General features: G+C 57.1%; 3 protein-coding genes. All 3 read left to right on the top strand.

Annotated features, from left to right (window positions below):
* Positions 1-801, top strand: an 801-nt coding sequence (locus D6783_05665; protein ID RME52162.1) for a hypothetical protein, incomplete at its 5' end; no start/stop codon positions are given.
* Positions 802-983: 182 nt separating this feature from the next.
* On the top strand, positions 984-2306 hold the full coding sequence (locus tag D6783_05670) for an MBL fold metallo-hydrolase (protein RME52163.1): 1323 nt from the start codon (positions 984-986) through the stop codon (positions 2304-2306).
* A 73-nt stretch (positions 2307-2379) separates the two neighbouring features.
* Positions 2380-5316: hypothetical protein (locus D6783_05675; GenBank protein ID RME52164.1), on the top strand; the 2937-nt coding region annotated here is incomplete at its 3' end.

Here is a 5316-nt window from a genome sequence, read left to right on the forward strand (position 1 = left end):
GATACTGTCTGCAGGGCGTTTGCGAAAAGCACAGGTGGCGTGTACGAGCAAAACCCTCGCAAGGTCGGCGAACTTATTGCGAGGATTGGCCAGGACATGCTGGCACGCTATCATGTTTATTTCAGGCCAGAAGAGCCAGAAGAGCGTGTTCCTGAAGGCGTTCCGCTTCCTTTATCCTTGGTTCCTCGTGAAGGAATTCGCCTGACATACCCTAAGGAATTTGTGAGGAGATATCCTTTGAAGGAAGCAAGGCCCGTGTTGGGAAGGCATCCGTCGAAGAGGAGTTCTTCTGAGTTTTTGTCGGCCGTGCTGCGCGTTGGCAGGGAAGGGACAGTTGATGATGCAAGGGACGTGTACGCAGCGTATAAGATGGCGTTGCAGTACGAAGCGCGGCGGCGTGACGCTTCCTTAGGTGAGGTGAACCGCGCAACGACGCTTTCGGCGCTGGAGCGTTTGGCTGGCGTGCAAAGTGATGATGAGTACCGGCGCGCTCGGGGGTTGGTGTTCAACTCCCTCGTGAGGCCGGTGCGAGACGCGCTGCTCTACGGCTCAACGCAGGATCGTGAATCTGCCTTGCACTTGTTAGATGATATTCGCGGCTTTGTTGGCGAGCGCGCTTGGGGAAATTATGCTGGGATGTACTTCAATCCTTTGCTCGAGCTCGCCTGCAGGCCGACACTGGTCTACTGGACTGATGATCAGCGCCGATCCGCAAAACGCTTGCTGGAAGAGGCGGGGCGTTCTTGCCCTTCTGAAGAGCAGTACTGGAGGGCGCTGCCGAACACCGCAGCGGGTGGTTGAAAACCGTTCGTTGAAGCGGGGGGCGTCAAGGCAGGATGGCGTGGCAAGCTTTTGTTCAAGAAGGGTTTGCGAAGGTTGGTGTTTGCAACACGGCTTTGCGGGTTGATTGGGTTTGACGGGTGGCGTGGTTGTCAACCACAATCTTTTAATATGGGGTGGGTGCTCTTTGCTCTCGTGAAATCATGGGGTTGGAAATTCTTCCCGTCGGTGGGTATTCTGAAATCGGGCGCAACTGCGTCGCGGTGAAGGTTGATAGCGAAGTTGTTCTTCTTGACTTGGGCTTGCTCATGGATAAGTTCATTGAGCTCTCTGAAGAGCGTGAAGATCTTGCACCGATCAGTGGGCGGCGTTTGATTGATCACGGCGCCGCGCCGGACGTGAGTGTGGTCAAGTCGCTTCGCGGGAAGGTTGTTGCGATTATTCCGACGCACGGTCACCTGGATCACATCGGGGCGATTCCGTACTTGGCAGGACGGTTTTCTTGTCCGGTGCACAGCTCCCCCTTCACGATTGAAGTGATTCGCCGCCTCTTGAACGACCAAGGCGTTTCTCTGCGGGGAGGGTTGGTGGCGCACCCGGTGAATAGCACGTTTGCATTGTCAAAGAATATCAAAGTGGAATTCATCAGCGTGACGCATAGCATTCCACAAACAATCATTGTTGTTTTGCACACCCCGTACGGGAAGGTGATGTATTGTAACGACTTCAAGTTGGACAACGCTCCGATTCTCGGGCAGAGGACGAATGTGAAGCGGCTCTTGGCGCTTCAAGGAAAGGTGAAGGTGCTTATTATGGATTCGCTCTACGCCCACGCGGATAAGAAATGTCCTTCTGAGTCGATCGCAAAAGAAATGCTCAAGGATGTCTTGTTGGGGGTGAACTCGACGGGGCGCGTCGTGATTGTCACGACGTTCAGCAGCCACATTGCGCGGCTCAAGACGTTGGTTGACCTTGCAGAGAAGCTGGGGAGGAAGCCCGTGTTCTTGGGGAGGTCGATTGCCAAATACGTTGACGCGGCGCACGAGGCAAAGATTATTGATTTGAAGGAGCGGGTTGAAACGGTGCCGTTCAGCAGCAAAGTGCCGAAGTTTTTGCGTAAAATTAAGGACTTTAGCAAGTACTTGTTCATCATGACGGGGCATCAGGGCGAGCCGAACGCGATGCTTTCAAAGGTTGTTGATCGCAGGCTCATGCCGCTCAAAGACGGGGACCATGTCGTGTTCAGTTGCACGGTTATTCCTGTTCCGATCAATATTGAGAATCGTATGAGGTTGGAGGAGAAGTTGAAGGCCCGCCACGTTCGCATCTTCAAAGACATTCATGTTTCTGGTCACGCGATGCGCGAGGACCACCGTGATTTTTTGGAGATGGTTCGACCGGAGCACATCATCCCGACGCATGGCTCTCCGGAGTCGCTGCACAAGCTCAAGGAGCTCGCCATGGAGCTTGGCTACCTCCCAAAGAACGTTCATATCTTGCATAATGGTGAGCGCGTTGTCTTTTAGTGCTTAAACCGAGTGCCGTGTTCTCCCATAGGTGTTTCTTGGTCAAGGAAGGAGTGGAAGGGGATGTTTTTTTATGCTCAAGCCCGCTTCCCTCTCGTCCATGAAGGATGTGCTGTCGAGCCGGGGAGGTCGTGATGCGAACGGGACGCACTACGTCTTGCGGGCGTCGCCGAAGAAGCGCGGCGTGGAGTTTTTGTGCTTTGACCCGTGCTCGAGGGCGGTGTACTCGTTTACTGCGTTGCGTTTTCGGGACAGCAAGGATCCTTCCACCGCGCTTCCCGAGGCGGATGGCTTGCGGCACGTGACCGTGACCGCTCCCCTGCCGGATCATCCGGTTGTAGAGAACGTGATGCGGCGGGTGCTTCCGGGCTGGATTGAGGAATGGTACGCTCAAAACGTGCCCGGCGCGTCTTTGGCCGGCAGCGTGAGCGACGCGGACGGCGAGGGTCGTCGCGGTGCTCGCCACGCGTTGTTGCAAGCGCTTCCTGGGCGCGTCGTTGTGGACAGCGTCCCGTTTAGTAAGAAAAAGCGGGTGTGGCGGGTGCACTACCACGTGCGCGGCTTGCAGGACGCGTTGCCAGCGAAGCTGGAAGGGCCGTTCTTGCAAGCGCTCCCTCCCAAAGAGTACTTGGACGGCTTGCTGGATGATGGCGCTCCTCCGCGCGTGTTTATTCGCAACAAGTCAAGGCGGTACGCGCCTCTTTCTGACGAGCTCTCAAGCGACGAGGCGCAGGAGGTGTACGCGCTGCTCAAGCAGCGTCAGTCGCGTCCTTCCTCGCGTCCTGAGCAATCGCTTGCCAAGGGAGTCGTGTATGAACCGCGTGAAGTGCGCAAAGGGCGGTTTCGGGTTGAAGTGGCTGATTTGGACAAAGAGGCGCTTTCTGCTCTTCCGCGCGACGTGTTCGAGGTGTATGGGCTTCGCTCTGTTCCTCCTCGTGGCGTGTTTGAGAACAAGGATGATGCAAAGGCGTTTCTTGCCAGGACGAGAAAAGTGGTGCCTTCGGGTTCTTGCCAGTTGCGGGTGACGTGTGAGCGCTTGGACAGTGGCAAGCTTTCGTATTTCGTGAAGGGGTTTGCTTCCAAGGTCGGCTTAGAAACAGTTGATCGCGAGGTGTTCCGTGTCAAGCCGCTTGATTCGAGGAAGGACGTTGACGATCCATTGCATTTGGATAATTGGTCTGCGCATATGCAGCGAGTCTACCCGTTCGGGCTCGCGTTTGATCCGAGGCGGCCTGTTGGGTTGCAGGCGTGTTGGGATCCTGTGGTGCACAAGAACCCGGAGAAGACGCTTGAGGATTTGGCAAAGGTTCCGTGGTGTTGTATTGACGTGGAAACGACAGGGTATGTAGATGAGCGGGACGTGGTGAGTGGGGAGGTGAAGCTTGCGGTGTTCGCAACGAGTGAGGCGTGCGAGCTCTACGTCACGGCGGATTGCTTTGGCGTCTCGGCGGCGGAAGCAGAGAGGGCTCGTGAAGAGGCGGCGTGGGAGGATTTGGAGTCTCGCATCGTTGGGTCCTTGCCTCGTGTGGCGCGCGAGCACGGCAAGGTGGTGGTGTGTGAAGACGAGTTCGACCTCGTGCGAAGGCTGAATGATCGCAAAAAAGGGTTTGCGTTCGTTTTCGGGCATAATTTCGAGGCGTTTGACGAGCGGCACTTGCGCAAGTTCGACTCGAACGCAAGAGATTACCATGCCTCGGTGAAGGAGCGGGTTGCTCATCTTCGGGAGAAGTGGGCTCGGCGGGGGTGGCCGAGGTCGCGGAAGGTGTGGGAGCGAACGTACCTTCCGATTGATACGCTTACGTTTTCTCGGCGTTGGCTTGACGTATTTTCGAACCTCAAGCTCGGCCTCTTGGCGGGGTTTGAGAAGAGCTTGTCGTATGAGGAGCTCTCGTCGTCCCTCGCCTCGCGAGAACCTGAACTGCTTGGGAAGGCGTTAGCGTACACGGCAATTGATGGGAAGAAGACGGCCGAGTTTGCTCGGCGCGTGTTCGAGCCGTTGGTGGGGCTTGCTTGCCTCTTTGAGACGTCGCCGGACAAGGTCGCGTCCAAGAGTGTTCGTGAGGCGGTTGATGGTCTTTTGCAGCGCAGGTTCTATTTGCGCCTCGGCACGCATCGGGATTGGCGGGACATGAGTGTTTTGCGGTTTTTGGAGGACGTGGAGGGTGTTCGCGACCCGGAAAGCCTCGTGGCGCGGCTGGTTGATGTGAAGCGGAACGAAGGGGTTTTTGAAGGGGTGCGGCTCTCGTACCTTGGCGAGCCGGTGTTGCGCGTGTTCCGGCCGGTCGTTGAGGAGGACCCTGTTGCGAAGGCGCTCCTGGGCAGGGCGGGTTCGACCCGTGACGTTTTAGAACGGCTCGTGTACGCTCGTGGCGTGGTGCAGTTCTGTGCTGAACCCCTCTCCATGGTTGCGAATCTTGCGGGGGTTGTTGAGGCGCCGGATAATGTTTCTCTTGTTGAACCGTCCTATGTTCCAATTCCTGAAGGCGTGTTTTGGGAGCGGCTGGGGAAGCATAGGCGGTATCAAGAGGCGGGGTATCGAACGCCGGAGGGGTTTTATGAGCTTAGGGAGGAAAAGTTTTGCTGGGCTTTTTTTGGCAAGCCGTTGCGGGACGTTGTCGAGGCGCGAGCGTGGAAGGGGGAGGGTGGACGCTCGCGGGTGCGTCTTTCCCTCTACAACGCGTTTTGTGAAGAAGTGCGTGCGTTTCGGGAGGGGTTGGTTTGTGTTGGGGGGCCGTTGGCGTTTCGTCTGGATGAACGCTACCTTTTGAGTGAGGAGGCGGGGAGGGTGGTGACGCCGAAGGGGTTGAACGCGTTTGTTGCTCGCATACCTGAACGGAGCCTTCCCTCGGAGTTGTTGAGTGTGGGGGTGAACGTGCCAAAGCTTGGTGACGCTCAGCGGGTCGGGAGGGTGCTGCGCCGAGCGTTGTTCTTTGCCATAGGCGCCGCGCCTGACGAGCGGGTTCCTGCCGGCGCGATCGCGGCAAAGCTGGCCAGGGGCGCTCCGAAGAGC

It is taken from the genome of Candidatus Woesearchaeota archaeon (assembly GCA_003694805.1).
Lineage (GTDB): Archaea > Nanobdellota > Nanobdellia > Woesearchaeales > J110 > J110.